This window comes from Comamonas koreensis (assembly GCF_021026195.1).
Taxonomy (GTDB): Bacteria; Pseudomonadota; Gammaproteobacteria; order Burkholderiales; family Burkholderiaceae_C; genus Comamonas; species Comamonas koreensis.
On record NZ_JAJNCT010000036.1, the window covers coordinates 47795 to 72825 of the forward strand.

Annotated in this window: 22 protein-coding genes; 12 read left to right on the forward strand and 10 right to left on the reverse strand. The window is 64.0% G+C overall.

Translation table 11 applies throughout. From position 1 onward, the window contains the following. Positions 1-57 precede the first annotated feature (57 nt). Positions 58-1284, forward strand: a complete 1227-nt coding sequence (locus LPW39_RS23150) for a mechanosensitive ion channel family protein (protein WP_269075938.1) — start codon at positions 58-60, stop codon at positions 1282-1284. Between the two features lie 13 nt (positions 1285-1297). Here the strand turns inward: LPW39_RS23150 and LPW39_RS23155 are convergent, their stop codons facing one another. The 6 genes from LPW39_RS23155 to LPW39_RS23180 form a co-directional block, all read right to left on the reverse strand. Next, positions 1298-3130: a GDYXXLXY domain-containing protein gene (locus LPW39_RS23155; protein WP_230781098.1), complete on the reverse strand. Its 1833-nt coding sequence runs from the start codon at positions 3128-3130 to the stop codon at positions 1298-1300. Next, the gene (locus LPW39_RS23160; protein WP_230781100.1) at positions 3130-4131 is read right to left on the reverse strand and encodes a DUF2157 domain-containing protein; all 1002 of its coding nucleotides are present in this window, start codon (positions 4129-4131) and stop codon (positions 3130-3132) included. The genes LPW39_RS23155 and LPW39_RS23160 overlap by 1 nt, the downstream gene beginning before the upstream one ends. A gap of 190 nt (positions 4132-4321) precedes the next feature. Beyond that, on the reverse strand, positions 4322-4750 hold the full coding sequence (locus LPW39_RS23165; RefSeq protein ID WP_230781102.1) for an ExbD/TolR family protein: 429 nt from the start codon (positions 4748-4750) through the stop codon (positions 4322-4324). Between the two features lie 27 nt (positions 4751-4777). Then, the gene (locus LPW39_RS23170) at positions 4778-5512 is read right to left on the reverse strand and encodes a MotA/TolQ/ExbB proton channel family protein (RefSeq protein WP_230781104.1); all 735 of its coding nucleotides are present in this window, start codon (positions 5510-5512) and stop codon (positions 4778-4780) included. 46 nt (positions 5513-5558) lie between these two features. Continuing rightward, positions 5559-6395 carry a 4-hydroxy-tetrahydrodipicolinate reductase gene (gene dapB, locus LPW39_RS23175; RefSeq protein ID WP_230781106.1) on the reverse strand — a complete coding sequence of 279 codons (837 nt, stop codon included), beginning with the start codon at positions 6393-6395 and terminating at the stop codon, positions 5559-5561. 117 nt (positions 6396-6512) lie between these two features. Then, positions 6513-7079, reverse strand: a complete 567-nt coding sequence (locus tag LPW39_RS23180) for an outer membrane protein assembly factor BamE (protein WP_230781108.1) — start codon at positions 7077-7079, stop codon at positions 6513-6515. Positions 7080-7179: 100 nt separating this feature from the next. Here LPW39_RS23180 and fur point away from each other — a divergent pair, with 100 nt between their 5' ends. The 3 genes from fur (at position 7180) to LPW39_RS23195 (ending at position 10561) form a co-directional block, all read left to right on the forward strand. Then, the gene (gene fur / locus LPW39_RS23185; protein WP_230781110.1) at positions 7180-7602 is read left to right on the forward strand and encodes a ferric iron uptake transcriptional regulator; all 423 of its coding nucleotides are present in this window, start codon (positions 7180-7182) and stop codon (positions 7600-7602) included. A 145-nt stretch (positions 7603-7747) separates the two neighbouring features. Next, positions 7748-9340 carry a DUF1800 domain-containing protein gene (locus tag LPW39_RS23190; protein WP_230781112.1) on the forward strand — a complete coding sequence of 531 codons (1593 nt, stop codon included), beginning with the start codon at positions 7748-7750 and terminating at the stop codon, positions 9338-9340. Between the two features lie 12 nt (positions 9341-9352). Then, positions 9353-10561, forward strand: coding sequence for a DUF1501 domain-containing protein (locus tag LPW39_RS23195; RefSeq protein WP_230781114.1), 1209 nt, complete (start codon positions 9353-9355; stop codon positions 10559-10561). A gap of 24 nt (positions 10562-10585) precedes the next feature. Here LPW39_RS23195 and hprK read toward each other — a convergent pair whose 3' ends face one another. From hprK to hpf, 3 genes are all read right to left on the reverse strand, one after another. Then, positions 10586-11542: an HPr(Ser) kinase/phosphatase gene (gene hprK, locus LPW39_RS23200; protein ID WP_021026712.1), complete on the reverse strand. Its 957-nt coding sequence runs from the start codon at positions 11540-11542 to the stop codon at positions 10586-10588. A 115-nt stretch (positions 11543-11657) separates the two neighbouring features. Beyond that, complete coding sequence (locus LPW39_RS23205) at positions 11658-12143, reverse strand: PTS sugar transporter subunit IIA (RefSeq protein ID WP_230781115.1); 486 nt, start codon at positions 12141-12143, stop codon at positions 11658-11660. Between the two features lie 136 nt (positions 12144-12279). Beyond that, positions 12280-12612 (reverse strand): ribosome hibernation-promoting factor, HPF/YfiA family, encoded by a 333-nt coding sequence (gene hpf, locus LPW39_RS23210; protein WP_230781120.1) that lies wholly within the window; start codon positions 12610-12612, stop codon positions 12280-12282. Positions 12613-13095: 483 nt separating this feature from the next. Between hpf and LPW39_RS23215 the strand changes: the two genes are divergently transcribed. Then, a complete protein-coding gene (locus LPW39_RS23215) occupies positions 13096-14016 on the forward strand; it encodes a phosphoribosylaminoimidazolesuccinocarboxamide synthase (protein ID WP_230781122.1) in 921 nt (306 codons plus the stop codon). Between the two features lie 45 nt (positions 14017-14061). On the opposite strand, the gene LPW39_RS23220 is transcribed toward LPW39_RS23215, so the two are convergent. Continuing rightward, the gene (locus LPW39_RS23220; RefSeq protein ID WP_230781124.1) at positions 14062-14349 is read right to left on the reverse strand and encodes a hypothetical protein; all 288 of its coding nucleotides are present in this window, start codon (positions 14347-14349) and stop codon (positions 14062-14064) included. Between the two features lie 233 nt (positions 14350-14582). Between LPW39_RS23220 and LPW39_RS23225 the strand changes: the two genes are divergently transcribed. From LPW39_RS23225 to gshB, 7 genes are all read left to right on the forward strand, one after another. Then, on the forward strand, positions 14583-15872 hold the full coding sequence (locus tag LPW39_RS23225) for a glutamate-5-semialdehyde dehydrogenase (RefSeq protein ID WP_330166632.1): 1290 nt from the start codon (positions 14583-14585) through the stop codon (positions 15870-15872). Positions 15873-15992: 120 nt separating this feature from the next. After that, a complete protein-coding gene (gene trkA, locus LPW39_RS23230; protein ID WP_230781128.1) occupies positions 15993-17483 on the forward strand; it encodes a Trk system potassium transporter TrkA in 1491 nt (496 codons plus the stop codon). 9 nt (positions 17484-17492) lie between these two features. Then, on the forward strand, positions 17493-18959 hold the full coding sequence (locus LPW39_RS23235) for a TrkH family potassium uptake protein (RefSeq protein ID WP_116927813.1): 1467 nt from the start codon (positions 17493-17495) through the stop codon (positions 18957-18959). 116 nt (positions 18960-19075) lie between these two features. Beyond that, positions 19076-20365: a glutamate--cysteine ligase gene (gene gshA, locus LPW39_RS23240; protein WP_021026705.1), complete on the forward strand. Its 1290-nt coding sequence runs from the start codon at positions 19076-19078 to the stop codon at positions 20363-20365. Between the two features lie 161 nt (positions 20366-20526). Beyond that, complete coding sequence (locus LPW39_RS23245) at positions 20527-22404, forward strand: potassium transporter Kup (protein ID WP_407928908.1); 1878 nt, start codon at positions 20527-20529, stop codon at positions 22402-22404. A 69-nt stretch (positions 22405-22473) separates the two neighbouring features. Beyond that, a complete protein-coding gene (locus LPW39_RS23250; protein WP_230781139.1) occupies positions 22474-23655 on the forward strand; it encodes a benzoate/H(+) symporter BenE family transporter in 1182 nt (393 codons plus the stop codon). A 97-nt stretch (positions 23656-23752) separates the two neighbouring features. Continuing rightward, on the forward strand, positions 23753-24706 hold the full coding sequence (gshB, locus tag LPW39_RS23255) for a glutathione synthase (RefSeq protein WP_230781141.1): 954 nt from the start codon (positions 23753-23755) through the stop codon (positions 24704-24706). Positions 24707-25031: the final 325 nt, after the last annotated feature.

A 25031-nucleotide genomic window follows, 5' to 3' on the forward strand; every position in this document is an offset into this window, starting at 1 on the left:
TCTTTGAAAGGACCTTGCCTCGTGACCTGGGAAACCCTGGACCAATTCGAACCCTGGATGCAAACGGCCGCCGGCTTGGCGGCCTTGGTGTTGCTGGCCTATGCGCTGCGCCTGGTGGTGCGCCTGGCGCTGCTGCAGATCGTGCCGCGCTTTCGCTCCAGCCTGGGCGCGGCCTGGCTGCGTACCTTGCTCGACAACCGCATCCTCGTGCGCGTGGCGCAGATCGTGCCGTCGCTGGTGGTTCAGACGGGGATTGCCGCCGTGCCGCACCTGCCGGTCATTGCCAGCACGGTGATCCGCAATGTGGCCATTGCCGTGACGGCGCTGCAGGTGGCGCGCCTGCTCTGCGCCATCATGGACAGCATCCAGGAGGCCAATGAGAGCCAGCTGGAGGCCGAACAAAGCACACGTTCGGTCAAAAGCTATGTGCAGTTGGGCAAGATGCTGGTGATGGTGGTTGCGGGCATCGTGATGGTGGCCACGTTGATCGACCGCTCGCCGCTGATTCTGCTCAGCGGCCTGGGTGCCATGTCGGCGGTGCTGATGCTGGTGTTCAAGGACACGATCCTGTCGTTCACCGCCGGCGTGCAGCTGTCCAGCAATGACATCCTGCGCGTGGGCGACTGGCTGGAGATGAACCAGGTCGGCGCCGATGGCGCCGTGGTGGACATGGCGCTCAACACCGTCAAGGTGCGCAACTGGGACAACACCATCACCACCATCCCCACCTGGCGCTTGATGAGCGACAGCTTCAAGAACTGGCGCGGCATGTCGGAATCGGGCGGCCGCCGCATCAAGCGGCCCCTGTGCATTGACACCACCTCGGTGCGCTTTCTGACCCGCGCCGAAATCGCCGAGCTGAGCCATATCGCGCTGCTGCGCCCTTACCTGGAAAGCAAGGTCGCCGAGATCACCGCGTACAACCAGGATTTTTCCGCCAAGGCCCCGGACATGGCCGACGAGATCGTCAACCTGCGCCAGCTCACCAATATCGGCACCTACCGCGCCTACTGCAATGCCTACCTGCAGGCCCACCCCAAGCTGCGCAAGGACATGACCTTGATGGCCCGCGCGATGGAGCCGACCAACCAGGGCTCACCGCTGGAGATCTACGCCTTTACCGACACCACCGCCTGGCTGGAGTACGAGGCTATTCAGGGCGATATTTTTGACCACCTGATCGCCATCCTGCCGGAGTTCGGCCTGCGCGTGTTCCAGGTGCCCTCGGGCAATGACATGCAGGTGGCGCTGCGCCAGCACGAGGTGCAGGCCTTGCAGCGCTGAGCCTGCCAGTTGCCTAGCGGCGTGTGCCCTGGGCCGGTGCTGGCGCCGGAGACGGCACGTTCGCTACCGCTGCGGGCAGCGGCTCCGGCGCCACGGCCACCGGCTCGTCGGGCTCTGGCACCGGCGCTTCGCTGGCTGCGCTGGTCGCTTCCGGGCTGTGGATGCCCAATGGGCTTTCCCAGATCGAGCGGCCGGGCAGCGGCAGCACCGGCTGGCCATCGGCGTCAGCCAGGCCCACCAGCAGCGCGCGGCCATCGGGCAGCACCCGGAAGTCGCCATAACGGGTCTGCTCAAAATGCCGGCCCTGGCCTTCGGGGAAGAAATAGGCATCGGTCACCAGCACCCACTGGCCCTTGAGGCGTTTGAGCGGCAGGGCGAGTTCGCCTTTTTGCAAGGGGTCGCTAGCGGTCAGCAGGCCCTGGATGGTAGCAATGCCCCGGTCGTCGATGCTGGCGCGCACCAGCTGACTAGGGCCGACAATGTCTTGGAGCTTTTCACGCATCTCAAAGGGCAGTGCAAAGTTCAGCGCCATATAGTCGCCCTGCATCAAGGAGCGGGGGTCCACCGGGACCAGCGGCACCAGAATGCGCTGGCCATGGGCAATGACCTGCTCCTTGCCGCGCACATCCCAGTTCACGATGCCCAGCGCCAGCACGGCGCCCACCACCAGCCCGACCCATTGCAGACGGCGCTGCGGCGCTGCGGGTTGTGCGCCTGCTGCCGCCGTGTCAGCATCGGCCGCGCGGCGCAGCACCCATAGGCAGACCAGCAGCAGCAGGCCGGCCAGCGCCAGGCCCAGGCCTTTGGCAGCCAGCGACCAGCCCAGGTGGTAGTAGAACTGGGCCAGCGCGACCAGTGCCAGCAGCGCACAAAGCACCGCAATGCGCCAGCGCGCCGCCAGCAAGGCCCCCGCTGCTACCAGTCCAACGACGGCCAGACCGGTGCTGAACCAGGCGGCCAGCGCCAGCATGGCACCGGCCAGCAGCAGGCTTTGCTCGCCCTGGCGGTTGGTGGTGCCCCGGGCTCGCCATTGGCGGGCCAGCATCCAGGTCGACAGCGCCACCACGACGACGGCCAGTGCGCGCCCGGCTGGGTAAGCCCAGGGGACAAAGTTGCCACTCTGCTCCCAGAAGATGGCGCGGGCCACGTAGTCGGACGCGAAATTGCTGATCAGCACGCCGACGATAGCCGCATCGGCAAAGGCCGCCCAGCGTGGCTGGGACCAGCGCTGCGCCGCTTGGGCCAGGCGGGCAGGCTCGGCACGTAGCCACAGGCACCAGAGCAGGGCGGGCAGCAGTGCATCGAGCTGCAGCGGCAGCATTGCTGGCAGCCAGGACTGCAGCGCCATCAGGCTGACGACCACTGCCATGCCCCAGCCCAGGCCCATCAGCGACTGGATCCAGCGCATCTGCGCCAGCGCGGCGCCGAGCATCAGCACCAGCGCTGACAGCGTGCCGATCAGCAGCATGCCCAGGCGCGAGTCGGCGACATCGCCCAGGTTGACCAGTACCAGCAGCCCGCCCGCGCACCAGAGCACGAGCGCCACGCAGTTGACAAAGGCCTGGCGCGACTGGTGCATCAAGCCACCGGCTGCGGCCAGCAGCACCAGGCCCAGCACGACGCCGCCGGTGCCGAACACAAAGCGCTCGCCCAGCGCAAATGCCAAAAACACTGCCAGCGGCACCAGGCTGGCCAGTGCGCCCAGCATGGCCAGTGCCAGCACCAGAACGGGCGGCTCCTCCAGATCCGGGGCCGGCGCATCGCCTTGCACCAGGCCTTGCTGGCGGGCCTGGGCCCACCAGCTGGGTTGGGTACGCAGAAAGGACAAAGGACGGATGGCAGCCATCACAGCACCTCCTGGTGGTCGCGTTGCTGGGCGTGCAGGTAGTGCTGCGCGGTGATCAAGGCCTTGACCGAGATGCCCAAGCAGACCATCACGATGACGGCAAAGGCAAGCAGGGCTTCGGTCTCATGCCATTCGAATATCCAGCGGGCGATGAGCGACAGCACCAGCACATTGGCGGCCACGGTGGCCAGGCAGGTGCAGATGAAGTCGCGAAAACGGCTGAACAGCGACACCAGCAGGCTGCCAGCCACCAAGGCAGCACTGAGTGCAAAGGCCGCCACGGTCTGGCGCGTGACGTCGTCAAACAGCTGCACGGTGGCAATCGCCGACCAGGCCGCCAGTGCGCCGCCCAGCGCCAGGCGTTGCGACCACCACCCCATGCCGCCACGCACCCGCAAAGCCGGCACGCAGTACACCAGCAGCGGTACCAGCGCTAGCGCCAGCCAGAGCCCCAGGCGCAGCATCAGCTGCGCAAAGCTGTCGCGGTCGGCGACCAGCACCTGCCAGAGGTCGAGCTTGCCGGTCCAAAAGACGATGGCGGCGGCGGCGATCAGCACCCAGACGGACCAGAGCAGATCACTGCCAGCCAGTGCCACCCATATCAGCGCCAGCGCGGCCCAGGCGGCAAACAGCTGCCAGGCATCGGCACCGGTCTGGTAGGTCTGGCCCACATAGGCCAGCAGGCCGCCCAGTACCAGGGTGGCGCAGAAGAGGGCGGCCAGCCGCAGGCGCGGCCACAGGCAGGCGGCCAGCACCGACAGCGCCAGCGTGCCTTCGATCAGCCCCAGCTTGAACCAATGCGACTGGGCCTGCCAGTTGGCCGCCACCCAGAAGATCAGCCCGCTGGCGACCAGCAATGCGGCGACCAGCAGCAAGCCGGCGCGGATCTTGCGGGCCAGATCGGCGGGCGCGCCGGCCGAGACGGCCAATGCATACAGCGGCGCCATGCGCGGGTCGCCGGGCGCCGACTGGGCATTGACCTGGTACAGGGTGGAGTCCATCCGTTGTTCCTCGTTGCTGGGCCACTTTGCACGCTGCTGCAGCAAGGGCCCGGTTGCCACCGCCCGATGTGGACGGCACAGCCAGCAATATAACCAAACGGGTACGGACCTGGCTATGCGCCCGGTCAGGTAGCATCAAACGATACTGTCCGGCCCTGCCAAACGCGACCGGGGCGGGAGTGGGTAGGGGTCAGCGCGCTGCTGGCGCCTGCGGTTGGGCCACAAAGCCCATGCGGCTGAGCCCGGCAGTCTGCGCCGCATCCATCAGCTCGACGGCGCGGGCATAGGGCAGGCTCTGGTCGATGGACAGCTGCACCTCGGTCTGCGGATTGCGCTCTGCCTGCTGCCTGAGCAGGGCCTTGAGGGCCTCCATATCAGTAGCCTTGCCGTCGGCAAACAGCTCGCCCTGGGCGTTGATCTGCACCGCAATCGCGGCGGGCGGATTGGCCCGGGTGGCACTGGCGGCCTGGGGCAGGTCCAGGCGAATGGAGGCGGCCAGCAAGGGCGCGGCCATGATGAAGATGACCAGCAGCACCAGCATCACATCCACCAGCGGCGTCACGTTGATGGCGCTGATCGGCGCGCTGGCCGGGGTTTTGTTGAAGCGACCGAATGCCATGGTGCAAGGGGCGGGTTTGGCGGCGGCTCAGCGGCTGCCGACCACGGCAATGGCATCGACCGCATGGTGGGCCTGCATGCCGGCGTAGGCCTGCGGCGCCTGGGTGGCTTGCTGCAAGGCCCAGGTTTGCATGTCGTGGGCAAAGCCTTCGAGCAGCTCCTCGATCTGTGCGAGCTTGCGGCCCAGCAGGTTGTAGGCCAGCACGGCCGGCAAGGCAACGGCCAGGCCAGCTGCGGTCATCACCAGCGCCTCGCCCACGGGGCCAGCCAGCTGCTCCAGGCTGACATGGTCCGCACCGGCCAGTGCCGCCAGCGCCTGGTGGATGCCCCAGACCGTGCCCAGTAAACCGACAAAGGGAGCGGTGGCCCCTATCGAGGCCAGCACCGTCTGCCCCCATTGCAGCCGGTGGCTGGCGCCATGCAGCGCCTCGCGCAGCACGCGGGTGGTTTGCACCTGGGCACCGCTGGCCACGGCCAGGCTGTGGTGGGCGGCGGGCTCGGCCGCGACAATATGCGCAATCGCATCGGCCACCGGGGTCAGCAAGGCGGCGCGGTCAATCTTGGGCAGATCCAGGCGTGCCTGCTCCCAGCTGCTGGCCTGCCAGAAGGCATCGGTGGCACGCAAGGTGGAGCCATGGGCGCGGCCCAGCCACCAGGCCTTGTAGAGAATCAGCACCCAGCTGGCGACAGACATGAGCAACAAGACCAGAGCCGTGGCCCGGGCGACGCCATCTGCTTGCGAGAGCCATTGCCAGATCGTCATGGTTGGCCGTCCTTCTAAGAAGCTGGGTGGGGGTGACGGGCCGGGCTTATTTCAGGCCGAGCACGTCGTACATGTCGAACAGGCCGGCCTTCTGGCGCGCCAGGTAGCGCGCTGCACGCAGGCTGCCATTGGCGTAACCGGCGCGGCTGCTGGACTTGTGGGAGATCTCGATGCGCTCGCCATCGCCGGCAAACAGCACGGTATGGTCGCCGACGATATCGCCGCCGCGCATGCTGGCAAAGCCGATGCTGTTGGCCACGCGTGCGCCGGTGTGGCCAAAACGCTCGTAGACGGCGCGGTCGGCCAGTTGCGTGCCCTGGGCTTCAGCAATCACCTCGCCCATTTTCAACGCCGTGCCCGACGGAGCATCGACCTTGTGCTTGTGGTGTGCTTCGACGATTTCGATGTCGTAGCCGCCTTCCTGCAATGCCTTGGCCGCCATCTCCAGCAGCTTGAAGGTCACATTCACGCCCACGCTCATATTGGGCGAGAGCAGGACGGCGGTTTTGTCCGCGAACTGGCGGATCTGCACCTTTTGCGCGTCGCTGAAGCCGGTGGTGCCGATGACCACGCCTACGCCACGTTCAGCCGCCAGTGCCAAGTGCGCCAGGGTGCCTTCGGGTCGGGTGAAATCGATCAGCACATCGGCGCCCTGCAGGCCCTGGGCCAGGTCGGCCGTGATCTGCACGCCGGTATTGCGGCCTAGAAAAGCGCCGGCATCGGTGCCCAGGCTGGGGTTGCCCGGCGCGTCGAGCGCACCGCTCAACTGCAGGTCGGGGCTGGTCAGCACGGCTTCGATCAGCATGCGGCCCATGCGGCCGCTGGCGCCTGCAATGGCGACGGCAATACGGGGGCTGTTGTCGGGGGAGAGGGGGGCGGTCATGGATCGGGGTTCCTGGGGCTCAAACGGGCGGCATCTCAGCAAGCGCCGGACACGGCCCAAAGACGGCGCTGGCTCCCCGCTGGCGCAACTAGGCGGGTGGTTGCCAGCGCCATGGCATCAGCGCTGGGGGGATTCCAGCGGCGGGTAGTTGGCAGGCGGCGCGGCGGTGCTGGTGTCGCTGCTGCTAATGTCGGCGCTCGGGGCGGGGGCAGGCTGCTCCGCCTTGTACTTGGCCAGCTCCTCAGGCGTCGCCTCCAAGCGGGGTACCTTGGGGTTCTTGATCGAGGTCGTGACCGAGGCTACGAACTCCTGCTCGCTGGGCATTTCATCGCCTTCAAAGCGCTCCAGACCGGTGTCGTCGAAGTACACGGTAAAGCGGCGTTCCTGCTCCGGCACGCCCTTGCGCTTGATGGTGAACACGTAATCCCAGCGGTTGGCATGGAACACGCTGGCCAGCAGCGGGGTGCCCAGCAGATCCTTGACCTGCTGGCGGCTCATGCCTTTTTGCAGGGCGTCGACCTGCTCCTTGGTGATCACATTACCTTGCACCACCTCCACCTTGTAGGGGGTGATGGCGCTGGCGAACTTACGGCTGGCTTCATTGAAGGAGCCACAAGCGGCCACACTGGCGCCCAGGACCAACAGCGCCGCCATGCGGACACCGGAACGAACAAATTCAGGCATGGTTTTAGACATAGCGATATGATCGGCCATTGTAGCGGCTGGTCTCCAGGCCTTCTCCAGAAGTCCGTATACCAATCGGGCCCACTTGAAAGACCTTGTTATGAAAAATATTGAAGAACTCAAAAGCACTGGCCTCAAGGCAACGCTGCCTCGGCTGAAGATTCTGGATATCTTCCAGAACGGTGCTCAGCGCCACATGACGGCGGAAGATGTGTTCCGCGTGCTGCTGGAAGAGCGCTCCGACATCGGTCTGGCCACGGTCTACCGCGTGCTGACCCAGTTCGAGCAGGCCGGCATCCTGATCCGCAGCAATTTCGAGAGCGGCAAGGCAGTTTACGAGTTCAACGAAGGCCAGCACCACGACCATTTTGTCTGCACCAGCTGCGGCAAGGTCGAGGAGTTCTATGACCCCGAGATCGAGAAGCGCCAGCAGTCGATTGCCAAGAGCAAGGGCTGGATCGTGCATGACCACTCGATGGCCCTGTACGGCCAGTGCGCGGAGTGTGCGGTCAAGGCCAAGTAAGCACGCCATCCCAGCGTTGCCCGCCAACCCCTGAAAAGCGAAGCGCTTCAAACGCTTCGCTTTTTACGTTTTGCACACATAGCTTTACAGCAGCGCGACGGTGCAGGCGCAGCATGGAGCCCTCTGCACCAGGTTTCCAGATCCCATGCGCTCCTACCGACTGCTCACCCTCAGCGCCGCCGCCTTGGCAGGCACCTTGTGGCTCAGCGCTTGCGCTTCCCACGTACCACCGGATGCGGCCAGCACACCGGCGACGCTGCCCGATACGCCGTTGAGCGCCGCCCAGCGCCAGCAGTGGCTGGACCGTGTCAGCTGGGGCGCCAGCGACAGCGCCGACCGGCAGCTGCAGCGCCTGGGCCTGCAGCGCTGGCTGGACCAGCAGCTCGCCCCCCAGCAGCCGCCGCGTTTGCCGGAGCAGGTCCAGCAGCAGATTGCGGCCTTGGAAATCAGCCAGCGCAGCATGCTGGAGCTGCAGCGCGACATTGCTGCGCAGCGCCAGGCCGCCCGCACGGCGACCGAGCAAGGCCAGGGAGAAGGCGAGGGCGCGCGCCTGCGTCTGGAGGTGCAGAGCCACCTGAACCAGCTCGCCGCCCAGGCCCAGCAGCGCCAGGTGCTGCGTGCGCTGTACTCACCCGCCCAGTTGCAGGAGCAGATGACCTGGTTCTGGATGAACCACTTCAATGTCAGCACGCGCAAGGCTGAAACCCGGCTCTGGATTGGCGATTATGAGGAGCGGGCGATTCGCCCGCATGCCCTGGGCAACTTCCGCAGCCTGCTGGAGGCCAGCATGCGCCACCCGGCCATGCTGCTGTACCTGGACAACGCCAGCAACGCCCAGGGCCACATCAACGAGAACTACGCCCGTGAGCTGCTGGAGCTGCATACCATGGGTGTGGGCAGCGGCTACACCCAGGCCGATGTGCAGGCCATGGCCCATGTGCTGACGGGCGTGGGCTTCAGCACCCGTGATGCCGATGCGCCGCCGCCCCGCCTGCCACCTGCGCTGCAGGCCGATTACCGGCGCGAAGGCTTTTTCGAGTTCAACCCCAAGCGGCACGACTATGCGCCCCAGGTCTTGCTGGGGCAGCCACTGCGGGCCAAGGGCATGGCGGCGGTGGACGAGGCGCTCGACCGCATCGTGGCCTCGCCCGCGACGGCGCAGTTCATTGCGCGCAAGCTGGCGGTGTTCTTTATCAGCGACAACCCGCCACCCGCCCTGGTGCAGCGCACGGCAGCGGCTTTCTCGCGCAGCCATGGCGATATTGCCGCTACCTTGCGCAGCCTGCTGACGGCGCCCGAGGCGCTGGCCCAGCAAGGCCAGCGCTTCAAGGATCCCATGCACTATGTGCTGGGCGCCGTGCGCCTGGGCTATGACGAGCGCGTCGCCAGCGATGTGCGGCCGGTGATCGGCTGGATCAACCGCCTGGGCCAGCCCATCTACGGCCATGAAACGCCTGATGGCTACCCCGCCTCGCAGTCGGACTGGGCCAGCTCGGGCCAGATGGCGGCGCGCTTTGATGTGGCGCGCCAGATCGCGACCCGCAGTGCCGTGCTGTTCCGCGCCGAACCGCAGGCCGCGCTGGAGCAGCCGCCGTACCCTGACCTGGTGCAGCGTGCCACGGCCCAGGCCCGCGTGGCCCAGTGGAGCGCGGCATCCCGCGAAGCGCTGGCCAAGGCGCGCAATGTGCCCGACTGGAACACCTACTTTCTCTCCGCCCCCGAAATGATGGTTCGCTGACCGAGGTCCACCATGCAAAGACGCCACTTTCTCTCTGCCGCCGCCAGCCTGCCGCTGGCCTTCAGCCTGGCGCGCGCCCGCGCCGCCGCGCCCCGCAGCGATACACCGCGCTTTTTGCTGGTGTTCCTGCGCGGCGCCTATGACAGCAACAGCCTGCTGGTGCCCACGCACAGCGATTTCTACTACGAGGCACGCCCTACGATCGCCATCCCGCGTCCGGGCGAGGCCAATGGGGCGCTGCCGCTGGATGCGCGCTGGGGCCTGCACCCGGCGATGGAGGGCAGCGTGCTGCCGCTGTGGCAAAGCAGGCAGGCCTGCTTTGTGCCCTTTGCCGGCAGCGATGACCTCTCGCGCAGCCATTTTGAAACCCAGGATTCGATCGAGCTGGGCCAGCCACTGGATGCGCACCAGAGTTCTCGCAGCGGCTTCATGAACCGCCTGGCCCAAACCTTGCAGGGCCGCAGCGATCTGGCACCGATGGCGTTTACCGCGCAGCTGCCGCTGTGCATGCGCGGGCCGGCCCGCATTGCCAACACGGCGCTGGCCAATGTGGGCAAGGGCGGTGTGGATGCCAACCGCAGCCGCGCCATTGCCGCCATGTATGCCGGCACCGCGCTGGCGCCTGCCGTGAACGAGGGTTTTGCGGTGCGTGAGGCCGTGCTGCGCGGCATGCAGGAAGAGATGGACAAGGCCGGGCGCGATGCCATCAGCGCCAAGGGCTTCAGCCTGGTGGCGCAGCGCATGGCCACGTTGATGCGCGACCAGTTTGACCTGGGTTTTGTCGATGTGGGCGGCTGGGACACGCATGTGAACCAGGGCAACGCCAGCGGCAACCTGGCCAACCGGCTGGACGACCTGGGCCGCGGCCTGGCCGCCTTTGCGCAGGAGATGGGGCCCGAGCCCTGGCGCCACACCGTCGTGGCGGTGATCAGCGAGTTCGGCCGCACCTTCCGTGAAAACGGCAACAAGGGCACCGACCATGGCCATGGCACGGCGTACTGGATCTTGGGCGGTGGCCTGTCGGCGCAGGCCGGTGGCCGGATTGTGGGCGAGCAGATGGACGTCAGCGAGGCCAAGCTGTTCCAGAACCGCGACTACCCGGTGCTCAACGAGTACCGCAGTGTGCTGGGCGGCCTGTTTGCGCGCATGTATGGCCTGTCGCCAGCGCAGCTGCAGCAGGTGTTTCCGCAGGGCACGGTCAAGGACCTGCGGCTGGTCTGACGCTGCGAGTGTATCTGGGGCGTTTTAAAACTCGCGCCCGCTGGCCATGGCCTTGCGGTGCCGGTCCACAAACTCCTGGTAGGTGTCGATGCCGCGCAGTTGCAAGATGGTGTTGCGCACCGCAGCTTCCACCAGCACCGCGATATTGCGGCCGGCCACCACCTGGATCACCACCTTCATCACTGGAATGCCCAGCACATCCTGGGTCAGTGGTGCGGCGGGCAGGCGGTCGTAGTCGCGCTCCATGGTTTCCTTGCGCACCAGGTGCACGATCAGCTTGAGCCGCATCTTGCGGCGCACGGCCGTCTCGCCAAAGATGGCGCGGATGTCGAGCAGGCCGATGCCGCGCACTTCCAGCAGGTTTTGCAGCAGGTCGGGGCACTTGCCTTCGATCGTGGTCTGGTTGATGCGGTACAGGTCCACCGCATCGTCGGCCACCAGGCCATTGCCACGGGTGATCAATTCCAGGCCCAGCTCGCTCTTGCCCAGGCCGGATTCACCGGTGATCAGCACACCCATGCCCAGGATGTCCATGAAAACACCATGCATGGTGGTGCGGTCGGCGAAATGCTTGGACAGGAAGGCGCGCAGCACATCGATGACAAAGGCGGCCGACTCCTTGGTGGAGAACATCGGAATATGCGCACGCTCACACATGGACAGCAGCTCATCGGGCGCGCCCTGGCCATCGGCCAGCACCAGCACCGGCGGCTCCAGGGTCACGATGCGCGCAATGCGGCGGCGGCAGTCTTCGGTGGTGGAGTTGGTGAGGTAGGCGATTTCGCGCTCGCCCAGCACCTGCGCGCGGTAGGGGTGGATGTAGTTGAGGTAGCCCACCAGGTCGGCGCTGGAGCGGGCGCTGCGCACCGCCACTTCGTCAAAGCGCCGCTCGGAAGCGCCCAGGCCCGCCAGCCATTCCCAGCGCAGCGAGGCACGGAACTCCTCGAACAACACATCTGCGCTTACGACATTGGGTTTCACGGTGCAGTCCTTTCAAAGCCAGAGCGCGCGCAGCAAAGCCGCCCGCCAGTGTGGAAGACTAGCAGGAAAAACAGGGTTCAGTGTAGAAGCGGGTGCCAGCGCAGGCGCGCGGCGTTCAGGCGTGGGCGGTGGAGGTACTGTTGGCCGACGATTGCCAGGTGTCGATCATCTGGTGCAGCTGCTCGGCATTGGTGCTGGCCTTCATCTGCTCGCGCAGGCTGGCATTGGACAGCAACTCGGCAATCTCACCGAGGATTTCCAGGTGCTGCTGGGTAGCGGCTTCGGGCACCAGCAGAAAGATCAGCAGGTTGACCGGTTGCTCATCGGGTGCGTCAAAGCCAATGGCGCGCTCGAGCTGGAACACCGCAGCCATAGGAGACTTGAGGCCCTTGATGCGCCCATGCGGAATGGCCACGCCATGCCCCAGACCGGTAGAGCCCAGCCGCTCACGTGCAAAAAGGCTGTCCGTCACCAGGGCGCGCGAGAGGCCGTGCAGACTCTCGAACAGCAGGCCGGCTTCTTCAAATGCTCGTTTTTTACTGGAAACATCCACACTCACTAGCACTTGAGCTGGAGGCAAGATAGAGGCAAGACAGTTCATAGTGAAGTGCGGCAATGTGGCTAGCTACTGAGAGCATGATCAAACGAACGCAGCAACACCTGAATGCAGGTGTTGCTGCACGTATTATCGGTCAGTACGCAAATAGAATCTTTTTCCTCTGCAAAAAGCAAAGGGTTTACGCCATTGCTTGCCGCAACGCATCGCTGTAGTGAGATTGAACACGTTGCTTGTGACGGGCAACCATACGGTCCAGCCTGTCCACCAAAGCATCTACCGCGGCGTACAAATCGTGGTGAGAGCACTGAACACAGAGTTCGTCACCCTTCACCCGCAGGTTGCACACCACACGCTGCCGTTTCTCCTTTTCCTTCTGCTTTTCCACCGAAAGTAAAACTTTGGCATCCACCACCTGGTCAAAGTGTCGCGTTATGCGCATCAGCTTGGATGTTACATATTCGCGCAGCGCCGGAGTCACCGACAAGTGGTGACCGCTGATCGTCAGGTTCATGAACAAGTCTCCTTCTGCAAACCAAGAAAAGTGACCGGGTCTGTTGGAACCCAGGCCACCCCGAGGGGGAAACACATGCATGCGTGTAAACCATGATGCGCCCGGACCTGCAAAATTGCAAGTCTATGACAACCCGGTGTACTAGGTTTCTGGGCTTTTATGGGTCTGGATGGGGGCGGTCTTGGTTACAAATGGCCCCTGCTGTGCTGCAAAAAACGGAGGGGGGAGGCGCCGTGCTCGGGCGCTTTCGGCCCAATTGCAACGGCTGGCAAGCAGTGGTGATTCTCTGCGTCCGCACGTAAGGGCCTACGTGTTCGGGGAGGTTCAGCGGCCAATACTGCACTGCAATCCAAGGCATCCCGGGCGCGCAGGCGGGCCCTTGGGGGTGGACGACTACAATCGAGCGCTTGCCTTGCCGAGGTTGCGCGGCTGTCCGTGCCTACTGTCTTTACGCAGGGTGCCTGTCCATAGTTCTGCATCACCATGACCCAGTCCGTACCTTCTGCATTGCACACCTCCAAGCTCCATTCCTTGCCCCTGCTGGCCCGCGGCAAGGTGCGCGACAACTACGCCGTCGGCACTGACCGCATCCTGATGGTGGCCTCGGACCGTCTGTCGGCCTTTGATGTCATCATGGGCGAGCCCATCCCCGGCAAGGGTGCCTTGCTGACGCAGATGGCCCTGTACTGGTTCGACAAGCTGGGTGATATCTGCCCCAACCATCTGACCGGTGAAGCACCGGAGTCAGCCGTGCAGCCTGATGAAGTTCCCCAGGTGCAACTGCGCTCCATGCTGGTCAAGCGCCTCAAGCCTGTGCCGATCGAGGCCGTGGTGCGTGGCTACCTGGCTGGCAGCGGCTGGAAGGAATACCAGGAATCGCAAGCCGTCTGCGGCGTGCCTCTGCCCGCTGGCCTGATCAACTCCGCCAAGCTGGCCGAGCCCATCTACACGCCTGCAGCCAAGGCCGAAGCCGGCGAGCACGATGAAAACATCACTTTTGAGCGCACCGTTGAGATGGTGGGCCCCGAGCTGGCCGCCCAGATCCGCGATATCAGCATCGCCATCTACAAGAAGGCCGCCGAGATTGCACTGACCAAGGGCATGATCATTGCCGACACCAAGTTTGAGTTCGGCCTGGACGAAGACGGCAAGCTGGTGCTGATGGATGAGGTGCTGACGCCTGACAGCTCGCGCTACTGGCCGGTGGAAGGTTATGCCGACGCGCTGGCAACCGGTGCCAACCCGCCCAGCTATGACAAGCAGTTTGTGCGTGACTGGCTGGAGCAGGCCAAGGTCAACGGCAAGCCTTGGGACAAGACGGCACCGGCACCGCGCCTGCCGCAAGAAGTGATTGACAAGACAGCGGCCAAGTACCGCGAAGCGCTGGACCGTCTGACGGCCTGATGGTCGAAGACCTGGTGGCTGGTGGATGACTGCGCCGCTGCCCGCTCAGGCAGTGGCGCTCAGCCTGGCATCTGCCTTTTTTAGCCACAGGCGCAGGCTGTCCACCAGGTCTTTGCGGCTGAACGAGCAGCTCTCCTCATCAAACAGCGCGCTGGATTCCAGACGGTCCAGCAGCTGCAGCAATACCTCCTGGAACTGAGGCGGCAGCGCGCCGAGCAAATCGGTGTAGCTGCGTGCCTGCTGGCTCAGGGCCGCTGCATCCATGTGGCCGGCTTCGAAATGGTCCAGCCCATCTTGTAAGGCGCCCAACTGGCGCAGCGCAGCGGTTTGCATCGTGGTCTCCTGGTGGCTCGATATGGCAGCAGTGTAGAGCTCTTTGCGCCGCTAGGGATGCTCTGCAAAACCCTCGCCAAGCGGGATGGACGCGAACCAGGAAGACAACGCAGCGGATCGCCCGAGACCGCGTTCAGACCACGGCAGCGGGTTTTGCAGAGGGTCCCCTAGTGCCTGGGATTTGCCTGGGGCCATTGGTGGCTGCTCCTTTGCCCAGGCGCAAATGCCCGACAATAGCCCCCATGAATGCCCTGAACATTTCGGAAACCATGCAGGCCCTGGGGCTGCAGGCCAAGCAAGCCTCTGCCCAGATGGCCAAAGCACCTTCTGCCATCAAAAACAAGGCCTTGCTGGCACTGGCGCGTTTGCTGCGCAGCCAGACCGAGGCCTTGCAGGCCGACAACGCCAAGGATCTGGCGCGTGCGCAGGCCAATGGCCTGTCGGAACCGATGGTCGATCGCCTGCGCCTGACGCCCAAGGTGCTGGAGACCTGCGCCCAAGGCTGCGAGCAGCTGGCGGCCATGGCCGATGTGGTGGGCGAGGTGAGTGGCATGAAGCAGATGCCCAGCGGCATCCGCGTGGGCCAGATGCGCGTGCCTTTGGGTGTTTTCGGCATGATCTATGAAAGCCGTCCCAATGTGACCATCGAGGCGGCCAGCCTGTCGATCAAGAGCGGCAATGCCTGCATCTTGCGCGGCGGCTCCGAGGCCATCGATTCCAACAAGGCGCTGGCGCGTTTGGTGGAGCAGGCGCTGCTGGAGGCCGGTTTGCCCGCCACCGGTGTGCAGCTGGTGCAGACCACCGACCGCGAGGCCGTAGGCCAGCTGATTGCGATGCCCGAATATGTCGATGTGATCATTCCACGCGGTGGTAAGGGCCTGATCGAGCGCATCAGCCGCGATGCCAAGGTGCCGGTGATCAAGCACCTGGACGGCAACTGCCATACCTATATAGATGCGCCATGCGACCTAGACATGGCCGTCAAGGTGACCGAAAACGCCAAGACCCAGAAGTACAGCCCCTGCAATGCGACGGAGAGCCTGCTGGTGGCACGCGCGGTGGCGGCAGATTTTCTGCCCCGCATTGGCGCCGTGTTTGCAGCCAAGGGTGTGGAGATGCGGGCCGATGCCGAGGCCCTGGCCTTGCTGCAGGCCGTGCCCGGCGCGCGCCTGCAGGCGGCGACGGAGCAGGACTGGTCCGAAGAGTACCTGGCTGCCGTCATCAGCATCAAGGTGGTGGCCGGTGTGGAAGAGGCGATTGCCCATATCAACCATTACTCCAGCCACCATACCGATGCCATCATCACGCGCGACCACATGCATGCGCAGCGGTTTTTGCGCGAGGTGGATTCGGCCAGCGTCATGGTCAATGCCAGCACGCGCTTTGCCGATGGCTTTGAATACGGGCTGGGCGCGGAAATCGGCATCAGCACCGACAAGTTCCATGCCCGGGGCCCTGTGGGCATCGAGGGCCTGACTTCGTTGAAATACATCGTTCTGGGCGAAGGCGAAGTGCGCGGCTGAGCCCGGTAGCGGCCGGCCACTGCGGCTGGCCGGGCGCCGATCTTTGCAGACCGGCCGCCTCCCGCCCACGTTATGATGCGGCCATGCCAAGCCGCTCCCTAGCGGCTGGCGCCTCATGATATGAAAATTCTGATCCTCGGCGCAGGCCGCGTCGGCGAGAGTGTCGCCGAAAGCTTGCTGAGCGAAAAAAACGACATCACCGTGGTCGACACGGATGGTGTGCGCCTGCGCGATCTCGAAGCCCGCTTCGATCTGCGCGGCGTTGTGGGCAATGGCATCAGCCCTGAAGTGCTGGCCGAGGCCGGTGCGGCGGACACGGACATGCTGATCGCCTGCACCTCCCAGGACGAAACCAATCTGACCGCCTGCAAGATCGCGCAGGTGCTGTTCAACATCCCCACCCGCATTGTGCGCGTGCGCTCGGTGGCCCTCAAAAGCCATGCCGAGCTGCTGTCCGACACCGGCTTTGGGGTGACGCATGCCTTCTGCCCCGAAGAAGCATTGATGGGCTACATCGGCAAGCTGGTGACCTACCCCGAGGCGCTGCAGGTGCGCGAGTTTGCCCAGGGCCATGTGGCGTTGGCGTCAGTGCGCGCGCGCGGCGGCGCGCCGGTGGTGGGCTTGAGCGTGGCCGATGTGCGCCAGAACCTGCCCCATGGCACGGTGCGTGTGGTCGGCGTGTACCGCCGCTTTCACCACGAGGCCGACCGCCTGGTGCCGACCGAGGGCAGCACCCGCATCGAGCCGGGCGACGAGGTGTTTGTGCTGTCGGACAAGGAGCAGCTGGGCGATGTGCTGGCAGCCTTCAACCGCCAGGTGGGTGAACAGGCCGAGGTGGTGCGCCGCGTGATGGTGGCCGGCGGCGGGCGTGTGGGCATGCGCCTGGCGCGCGCGCTGACCAAGGAGTCCCGGCGCTTCCAGGTCAAGATCATCGAGAAAAGCGAGGACCGCTGCGTCTACCTGGCTTCGCGCCTGCCGTCCGATGTGCTGGTGCTCAAGGGCGATGCGACCGACGAGACCTTGATGGAGAACGAGAACGTCGAGGATGTGGACCTGTTCGTGGCCATCACCGATGATGACGAAGACAACATCATGTCCTGCCTGCTGGCCAAGAAGCTGGGCGCGACCCGGGTGCTGGCGCTGATCAACCGCCGCACCTATGCCGACCTGATGCATGGCACGCAGATTGATATTGCGCTGTCGCCCGCCCAGGCCACCCTGGGCGAGCTGCTGGCCTATGTGCGCCAGGGCGATGTGCAGGCCGTGCACAGCCTGCGCCGTGGCGTGGCCGAGGCGATCGAGATTGTGGCGCGTGGCGATGCCAAGACCTCGCGGGCCGTGGGCCGGCGGGTGGGCAGCCTGCGCCTGCCGCGCGATGTGCACATCGGCATGATTGTGCGCGGCCTGCCCGAGCCCGATGCGCGCAACACCAATGGCAGCGAGGCGGCCGAGCGTGATGAAGACGAGCGCGATGACGAGAAGGTGGAGGTGATCGTGCCCACCAGCGGCACCATCATCCAGAGCAATGACCATGTCATTCTCTTCTTGCCGAACAAGCGCCTGGTGCATGAGGTCGAGGCCCTGTTCCGTGTCGGGGTGACCTTTTTCTAGGCCCGGCCGATGACTGATCTTCGACCCGTGCTGCGCGTATTGGGCATTTTGCTGCTGATGTTTGGCGGCACGATGGCCGTGCCCGCGATCTCCTCGCTGTGGGCGGACGATGGCGTATTTGGCGTCTACCCGCTGACCATGGGCATCACCTGGGCCTGCGGCACGGTGCTGTGGTGGATGGCTCGGCATGAGCAGCGTGAGCTGCAGGCGCGCCACGGCATCATGCTGGTTGCCTTTGTGTGGATGGTGTTCCCGTTGTTTGCGGCGCTGCCGCTCTACCTGGGCTTTGAGCGCATCGACCGGGCGCTGAGCTGGCAGCATGCCTATTTTGAAGCGGTCTCGGGCCTCACAACCACCGGCTCCACCGTGCTCAACCATGTGGATACCTTGCCGGTGTCGCTCAACATCTGGCGCACTTTTCTGCAGTGGATGGGCGGCATGGGCATCCTGATTCTGGCCGTGGCCATTCTGCCGATGATCGGCATGGGCGGCAGCCAGCTCTTCCGCGCCGAGGCCGCCGGCCCGGTGAAAGACACCAAGCTCACGCCGCGCATGGCCGAAACCGCCAAGGGGCTGTGGGGTGTGTACGGCCTGTTTTCCGTGCTCTGCGCGCTGGCCTACTGGCTGGCCGGCATGACGCCGCTGGACGCGGTGATGGTCATGTTCACCACGGTGAGTCTGGGCGGCCTCACCCCCCATGACGCCAGCTTTGCCTATTTCAATTCACCGCTGATCGAGGGCATTTGCACCGTCTTCATGCTGCTGGCCAGCTGCAACTTCGCGCTGTATTTTGTGGCCATCCGCAAGCGCAATGTCTGGGTGCTGTACCGGCAGCCTGAGTTCCGCGCCACTATCGGCACCTTGCTGGGTGGCGGCTTGCTGGTGGCGGCACTGCTGTGGTTCAAGGGGGTCTATGGCCCGCTGGAATCGCTGCGCATGGGCGTTTTCCACACCGTATCGGTTGCGACCACCACCGGCTATGCAGCCGTCGATTTCGGGCTGTGGCCGCCTTTTGCGCCGGTCTTCATGCTGCTGCTGTCGGGGGTGGCCACCAGTGCGGGTTCGACCGGCGGCGGTATCAAGATGATCCGCATGCTGCTGCTGCTCAAGCAAACCCGGCGTGAAATGCGGCGCCTGGTGCACCCCAATGCAGTGCAGCCGGTGACGGTGGGCGGCCTGGCGGTGGATGAGCGGGTGATTTTCTCGGTGCTGGCCTTCATGCTGGTGTACTGCGCCACCATTGCGGTGCTGACCATGGCCTTGCTGTTCACCGACATGGATCTGCAGAACGCGCTGGGCGCCGTGCTTGCCAGCGTGAACTGTGCCGGTGTAGGCTGGGGCGATCTGGGCCCCAGCAACAATTTTGCCGGGTTGACCAGCTTCCAGCTGAGCGTGACCACCTTGGGCATGCTGATGGGCCGGCTGGAGATCCTCAGCTTTCTGGCCCTGTTGACGCCGGCTTTCTGGCGAAGGTGAGTGCTTGCTAGGTGGAGCGGCTGCAAAGTTCTGGTGACTTTGGCCCTCAACTCTCTACAATTGGTACTCAATTGTTTTTTGCTCGTTTTTTTTGAGCCCTCAAACAGTATTCATTTATGGTCCCGAATCTCATAACAGCCCTAACGGGGCCCATCAACGAATTGGAACAGCGCATGCTCGATGCCATGCCCGCGATCGAGCGCTGGTTCCGTCTGGAGTGGATGGAGCACACGCCTCCGCTCTATTCGTCGGTGGATATCCGCAATGCCGGCTTCAAGCTCGCACCGGTTGATACCAATCTGTTCCCCGGCGGTTGGAACAACCTGACGCCAGAGATGGTGCCGCTGGCCGTGCAATCGGCGATGGCTGCGATTGAAAAGATCTGCCCCGAGGCGCGCAACCTGCTGATCATTCCCGAGAACCAGACGCGCAACCCCCAGTACCTGGCCAACCTGGTGCAGCTGCAGCACATTTTCTCGATGGCGGGCCTGAACGTGCGCATCGGCTCGATCGACCCGGAGGTCAAGGAGACCATCAAGCTCAAGGTCGGCAACAAGGAGCTGGTGATTGAGCCAGCGCTGCGCCATGGCCGCCGTGTGGGTCTGAAGTATTTCGACCCCTGCACCATCTTGCTGAACAACGACCTGTCCACCGGCGCGCCCGGCATTCTGGAAGAGGTCTACGAGCAGTTTGTGCTGCCGCCGCTGCATGCGGGCTGGAGCGTGCGCCGCAAGAGCCGCCATTTTCAGAGCTACGAAGAGGTGGCCAAGCGCTTTGGCAAGCTGATGGGGATCGATCCCTGGCTGATCAACCCCATGTTCAGCAGCCGCAAGGGCGTGGACTTTACCGATGGCAGCGAGCATGCGCTCGATGAGTTGCGTGAAGATGTCGACGTGATGCTGACCAAAGTGCGCCGCAAGTACAAGGAATACGGCATCAAGGAAACGCCCTTTGTCGTCGTCAAGGCCGACAACGGCACCTATGGCATGGGCGTGATGAGCGTGCATGACGCCAAGGAGCTGCGTCAGCTGTCGGTCAAGACCAAGAACCAGATGTCGCTGGTCAAGGACGGCCAGCAGGTCCATGACATGATCATCCAGGAGGGTGTGCAGACCGTCGAGCGCATGGACAAGGAAGCGGCCGAGCCGGTGGTCTACATGATTGACCGCTATGTGGTTGGCGGCTACTACCGTGCCCATTCCGACAAGGGCGCCGAGGACAACCTCAATGTGCCGGGCGCGCATTTCATCCCGCTGTCGTTCGAGCACGGTATCTCGCCCGGTGACTCGGTCGGGGCCAGCGCACCCAACCGCTTCTATATGTATGGTGTGGTGGCGCGCCTGGCGATGCTGGCGGCCAGCTATGAGCTGGAGGCGACCGATCCGGACGCCGAAATCTACGACTGAGCCTGTTCAGACGTTCGTTCCAACTTCCATTGCAGCCCGCTGCTGATCCGCCATCCGGACTTGTCCGTATGCGCGGCCTCACTGCGGGCGCAACAACAGGCGCACAATGCAAACCAATCCACTACAAGCATGCCTGATGCGGCATGGCACAAAGGCTTGATGTGCAACACAACAATAAATCTGCACTGCCCGGGCTGACGCTTGGCGCCATCGGGGTGGTGTATGGCGACATCGGCACCAGCGTGCTGTACTCGCTCAAAGAGGTGTTCGGCTCCGGCCATGTGCCTTTTACCCACGACAATGTTTACGGGGTCCTGTCCATCCTGTTCTGGACCCTGACCCTGATCGTCTCGCTCAAATACGTGGTCCTGGTGCTGCGGGCGGACAACAATGGCGAGGGTGGCCTGATCGCCATGCTCGCGCTGGCCTCGCAAGCGGTCAAGGACAAGCCCAAACTCCGTTCAGTGCTGATGCTCGTTGGCATCTTTGGCACCTGTCTGTTCTATGGCGACGGTGTGATCACACCAGCGATCTCCGTGCTCTCGGCGGTCGAAGGTCTGGAGGTGGTCTCGCCCGGCTTCAAATCCTGGGTGATTCCGCTCACCCTGGTGGTTCTGCTGCTGTTGTTCTGGGTGCAAAAGCGGGGCACGGCAGGCATCGGCAAGTTCTTCGGACCCATCATGGTGGTCTGGTTCCTGTGCATTGCCGCCCTGGGTGTCTGGAACATCGTGGACCACCCGCAGGTATTGTGGGCGCTCAGCCCGCACCATGCGCTGGGCTTCATCGTGCGCCATCCGGGCATCAGCTTCATCATTCTGGGCGCCGTGGTGCTTTGCGTGACCGGGGCAGAGGCCTTGTATGCCGACATGGGCCATTTCGGTCGCAAGCCCATTCGCCTGGCCTGGTTCAGCATTGCAATGCCATCGCTGGTGCTGAATTACTTTGGCCAGGGCGCGCTGGTGCTGGAGAATGCAGAAGCGGTGAAGAACCCCTTCTTCATGCTGGCGCCGGGCTGGGCGCTGCTGCCCCTGGTGCTGCTCGCGACGATGGCGACGGTGATTGCATCGCAGGCGCTGATCACCGGCGCCTTCAGCGTCACCAAGCAGGTCATCCAGCTGGGTTATCTGCCACGTATCCAGATCCTGCACACCAGCGTGCGCGACACCGGGCAGATCTATATCCCGTTCGTGAACTGGGCGCTGTTCCTGACCATTGTGCTGGCGGTGATCCTGTTCAAGTCCAGCAGCAATATGGCGGCGGCCTACGGGATCGCGGTGACCCTGGACATGACCATCACCACGGTGCTCACCTTCTTTGTGCTGCGCTACGGCTGGAAATATGCGCTCTGGATGGCGCTGGCGCCGACGGTGTTCTTCTTCTGCATCGATATCACCTTCTTTGCCTCCAACCTGCTCAAGCTGCTCGATGGCGGCTGGTTCCCGCTGGCCATTGGCCTGTGCCTGTTCGTCGTGATGATGACCTGGAAGCGCGGGCGCGAGCTGGTCTACGAAAAGCTGCATGCCGATGGCATCGATCTGCAGTCCTTTCTGCAGATGGTGCTGCAGGCGCCGCCCACGCGGGTGCCGGGCACGGCGGTGTTTCTGACATCCGACGCCCATGTGGTGCCCACGGCCTTGCTGCACAACCTCAAGCACAACAAGGTGCTGCATGAGCAGAACATGTTCGTCAACATCGTCTACCACGAGGTGCCCTGGATCGGCCTGGAAAAGCGCGCTGTGATCGAGCCGCTGGGTGGCGACTGCTGGCGCGTGCAGCTGAACTACGGCTTCAAGAACGATGTGGATGTGCCCAATGCGCTGCACCAGCTGCGCGGCCATGGCTGCGATACCGGGCAGATGGTGACCAGCTACTTCCTCTCGCGCGATGTGTTTGTGCCCACGGACAAGGCCAGCGCCGGCATGGCACCTTGGCGGCAGAAGTTGTTTGCCCAGATGCACCACAATGCAGCAGGTGCGGCAGAGTTCCTGCTGCTGCCGAGCAACAGCGTGGTAGAGCTGGGCTCCAAAATCGAAATTTAACCAGCCAGGGCTTTGGATCCGCTGCGCGCACCCCAAGCCAGCGAACACCGTGGCGGCGCGAAAGGGTGTATGCGGTTTTTCAAGGACATGAGCGCATCGGCGCTCATCGCAGGCTTTGTCACGGTGCTGGTGGGCCTGACCAGCTCCATCGCGATTGTGTTCCAGGCGGCGCAAAGCTTTGGCGCCACGCCCGCGCAGGTCTCGTCCTGGGTCTGGTCGCTGGGCATTGGTGTGGGCCTGTGCTGCTGGGTGCCCAGCATCTTGCTGCGCAAGCCCGTAGTGGTGGCCTGGTCCACGCCCGGGGCGGCCGTGCTGGCCACGGCCGGTGCCACCGGCGCATTCGGTATGGGCGATGCCATTGGCGCCTTCATCATCAGTGCTGTATTGATTGCGGTGGTGGGCATGACGGGCTGGTTCGAGCGCCTGATGAACCGCATCCCGATTGCCATCGCCTCGGCACTGCTCGCGGGCGTGCTCACCCGTTTTGGCCTGGATGCCTTTGCCGCCGCGCAGACCAATACCTGGCTGGTGGTGGCCATGCTGGTCACCTACCTGCTGGGCCGGCGCCTGCTGCCGCGCTATGCGGTCATGCTCACCTTGGCCGTTGGCATTGTGGTGGCGCTGCTGCAGCACAAGATCCAGTGGTCTGCCGTGCAGCCGGGGCTGACGATGCCGGTGTTCACCATGCCCAGCTTCAGCTGGCAGGCCGCCATCAGCCTGGCGCTGCCGCTGTTTGTCGTCACCATGGCCTCGCAGAACCTGCCTGGCGTGGCCATCATCCGTGGCTCGGGCTATGACCTGCCCATCTCCAAGCTGATCACGATGACGGGCCTGGCCACCTTGCTGCTGGCCCCCTTTGGCGCCTTTGGCATCAACCTGGCTGCCATCACGGCAGCGATCTGCATGGGGCCGGAATCCCACCCCGACAAGGCCAGGCGCTATGCCGCCGCTGTGGTCTGCGGTGTCATCTATGTGCTGATTGGCTGGTTCGGTGTCGTCATTGCAGGCCTGCTGACCGCATTCCCGCATGAGCTGGTGGTGGCGATCGCCGGCATTGCGCTGCTGGGCACCATCGGGGGCGGTCTGCACACGGCCTTGCAAGGCGAGCAGTACCGCGAAGCGGCGCTGATCACCTTCCTGGTGGCGGTGAGCGGCGTAACAATAGCCGGAGTGGGATCGGCCTTTTGGGGTGTGGTCGCAGGCAGCCTTGCGCTTTTTGTGCAACATTACGGCAAGCGCCGCTCAGCTTGAGCGCGCCTAGTTCTGTCCGTTTCTGCTTGCATATCCCTTCGGGGGCATGCAAGGCCATTGAATACACAGGGCGGCCACCAGGCCGCCGACCCACACCATGCATATCCTCTTTGTTGCCGATCCGCTTGAGTCCTTCAAGATCTACAAGGACAGTACCTTCGCGATGATGCGCAGCGCCCAGGCGCGCGGCCACCGCATCACGGTTTGTGAGCCACGGCATATCCGCTGGATCAGCGGCGAGAAGGTCTCGGCCCAGGTGCGCGACATTGTGCTGACCGGCGACGAATCGCATTGGTTCGACGAAGCGCCCTGCCGCCGTGCCGAACTTGCCGAGTTCGACGCCATCGTCATGCGCAAGGACCCGCCCTTCGACAGCGAGTACTTCTATGCCACCCATTTGCTGGGCCAGGCAGAGCGCGAAGGCGCCAAGGTCTTCAACAAGCCAGCGGCTTTGCGCGACCACCCCGAAAAGCTGGCGGTGATGGAGTTTGCCGAATACGCGCCCGTGACCCTGGTCACCCGCAGTGCCCAAGATATCCGCGACTTCCACGCCCAGCACAAGGACATCATCCTCAAGCCGCTGGACGGCATGGGCGGCATGGGCATCTTCCGCGTTGGTGCCGATGGCATGAACCTGGGCAGCATCATCGAAACCCTGAACCTCGACGGCGCCCAGAGCGTCATGGTGCAGAAGTACCTGCCTGAAATCACCAAGGGCGACAAGCGCGTGCTGATCATTGGCGGCCAGCCCGTGCCTTTCTGCCTGGCGCGCATTCCGCAGGGCAATGAAGTGCGCGGCAACCTAGCCGCTGGCGGCAAGGGCGTGGCACAGGCACTGGAGCCGGAAGACCGGGCCATTGCCGAGCACATCGGCGCGGCCCTGGCGCCACGTGGCTTGCTGCTGATCGGTCTGGACATCATTGGCCACCGCATCACCGAGATCAATGTGACCAGCCCCACCTGCTTCCAAGAGATCGAACAGCAGGCCGGGTTCCCGGTCGGCGAGATGTTCGTCGAAGCGCTGGAAAAGGCCGTTGCCGAAGCCGTCTGACACACGCCTGCAAAAAACACTGACGTTTTCCTGGAGCCCCGGGAAAACGCCTATACAATAGCGTCTATCGACAGCACGATGCCTTGCAAAGCTGCCAGACTCGAAAGAGGGCGGTTCGCAAGGTTTGTTTTTTTTGAGGTGCTGACAAGGGGCTAGCGGAGACGCTGAAAACTTTGTCAAACAGTTCAAAAAGCTGTGCTACAATACAAGGCTTCGCTGATCGCGGCGAAGGGGATCCGAGAGGCTGATGCTTCTGGGTCAGGTCTTTAAAAATTAACAGCCGATAAGCGTGGGCGTTTGGTGGCGATTGCCATATGTTCTTCGG